Here is a 2,372-nt window from a genome sequence, read left to right as displayed (position 1 = left end):
GCGGGTGGGCGATGCGGTGACGCTGTTCGGTGTCGGCATCGATGCCAACATCGTTTCCGCCTCGCTGAAGGCCATCGTGTCGGGCCTGCAGCGGGCGCTGCGCCGGGGCGAACTGGCCTTCAAGGCCGCAGAGCTCGCCTAAGATCCGAGCCGATCACCAGAACTGAGGAGTCACCCCATGACCGACAAACTGATCATTTTCGACACCACCTTGCGTGACGGCGAGCAATCGCCCGGCGCCTCGATGACCAAGGACGAGAAGCTGCGCATCGCCCGGCAGCTCGAGCGCCTGAAGGTCGACGTGATCGAGGCCGGCTTCGCGGCGGCGTCGAACGGCGATTTCGAAGCGGTGAAGGCGATCGCCCARGTGGTGAAGGACAGCACCGTCTGCTCGCTGGCGCGCGCGAACGACCGCGACATCGCGCGCGCCGCCGAGGCGCTGCAGGGCGGCGCCTCGACGCGCATCCACCTGTTCCTCGCGACCAGCGCGCTGCACATGGAGAAGAAGCTGCGCATGACGCCGGACCAGGTGTACGAGCAGGCGCGCCTGTCCACGCGCTTCGCGCGCAACCTGAGCGGCGATGTGGAGTTCTCGCCGGAAGACGGCTACCGCTCCGACCCCGATTTCCTGTGCCGCGTGCTCGAGGCGGTGATCGCCGAGGGCGCGACGACGATCAACATCCCCGACACCGTCGGCTACGCGATCCCCGAGCTGTACGGCAACTTCATCCTGGACCTGCGCCAGCGGATCCCGAACGCCGACAAGGCGGTGTGGTCGGTGCACTGCCACAACGACCTCGGCATGGCGGTCGCCAACTCGCTGGCCGGCGTCAAGATCGGCGGCGCGCGACAGGTCGAGTGCACGATCAACGGCCTGGGCGAGCGTGCCGGCAACTGCTCGCTCGAAGAGATCGTGATGGCCGTGAAGACGCGCCGCGACTACTTCGGCCTCGACCTCGGCATCGATGCGACGCAGATCGTGCCCGCCTCGCGCCTGGTCTCGCAGACGACCGGCTTCGTGGTGCAGCCGAACAAGGCAGTGGTCGGCGCGAATGCGTTCGCGCATGCGTCCGGCATCCACCAGGACGGCGTGCTGAAGGCGCGCGACACCTACGAGATCATGCGTGCCGAAGACGTGGGCTGGGCGGCCAACAAGATCGTGCTGGGCAAGCTGTCGGGGCGCAATGCCTTCAAGCAGCGCCTGCAGGACCTCGGCATCGCGATGGAATCCGAGGCCGAGATCAATGCGGCGTTCGCCAAGTTCAAGGAACTGGCCGACCGCAAGAGCGACATCTTCGACGAGGACATCCTCGCGCTGGTGATGGACGAGGCGGTGACGGCCGAGAGCGAGCACTACCGGCTGCTCGCGCTGTCGCAGCACTCCGAGATGGGCGAGCGGCCGCACGCCAAGGTCGCGTTCTCGGCCGGCGCCGTCGAGCACCATGCCGAGAGCGACGGCAACGGCCCGGTCGATGCCAGTTTGAAGGCCATCGAATCCAAGCTGCAAAGTGGCGCCGAAATGCTGCTCTATTCGGTCAATGCCATCACCTCGGGGAGCACAGAATCCCAGGGAGAGGTGACGGTTCGACTGCAGCATGGTGGCCGCGTCGTCAACGGAGTCGGGTCTGATCCGGACATCGTGGTGGCTTCGGCCAAGGCTTACCTCGCGGCCATGAACAAGCTGCACAGCAAGAGCGAACGCGTCGCTGCCCAGGGATGAGCTGATCTGCCGACTTTGTCACAGACCTGACAAACCCTAAGGTACAGATAGAGAAAGGGCGCGTAAGTTTTTGATCTTGCGCGCTTTTTTTCTTTCACCTACACTCGCGTCAGCGGCTGTCAAGGGGTTGTTGTGGCAAAAAAGATGCAAATTTCGGTATCGGCGATGATTCGCGGGTTGATCACGTTGATCACTGCAGTTGCGCTTCCGTTGGCGGCAGTTGCTGCGGACGGCACCGCCAAGCCCACCAAGCGCAAGGCCGCTGCCAGCGCCAAGGCCTCCCCCGCCAAGTCCTCCAAGAGCGCGGCCCGCAGCAAGCGGGTTCGCACCGTCGCCTTCGTGCCGGCGCGCCCGTCGTTCGGCCAGATCGCCGGCCTGCACAGCACGGTCGATGCGTTGGAGCTGAAATCCAGCGTCGCCCTGGTGATGGACCAGGACACCAATGAAGTGCTGTTCAGCAAGAATCCCGGCGCCGTGCTGCCGATCGCTTCGCTGACCAAGCTGATGACGGCCGTCGTCGTCACCGATGCCCAGTTGCCGCTGGATGAAACCCTCACGATCACGCAAGACGATGTCGACACCGAGAAGGGCAGCCGCTCGCGCCTGACGGTCGGCACCCAGCTGACGCGCGAAGAGATGCTGCACCTGGCGC

General features: G+C 65.0%; 2 protein-coding genes. Both read left to right on the top strand.

Translation table 11 applies throughout. The features are described from left to right. The first annotated feature begins 178 nt into the window (after nucleotides 1-178). A complete protein-coding gene (locus AC1D12_RS31150; protein ID WP_477845063.1) occupies nucleotides 179-1,720 on the top strand; it encodes a 2-isopropylmalate synthase in 1,542 nt (513 codons plus the stop codon). A gap of 144 nt (nucleotides 1,721-1,864) precedes the next feature. Further along, nucleotides 1,865-2,372: serine hydrolase (locus AC1D12_RS31145; protein WP_477828080.1), on the top strand; the 508-nt coding region annotated here is incomplete at its 3' end.

The sequence above is a fragment of the Rhizobacter sp. P1_G5 genome (genome assembly GCF_056405435.1).
This window is presented reverse-complemented; position numbering and strand designations above follow the sequence as displayed.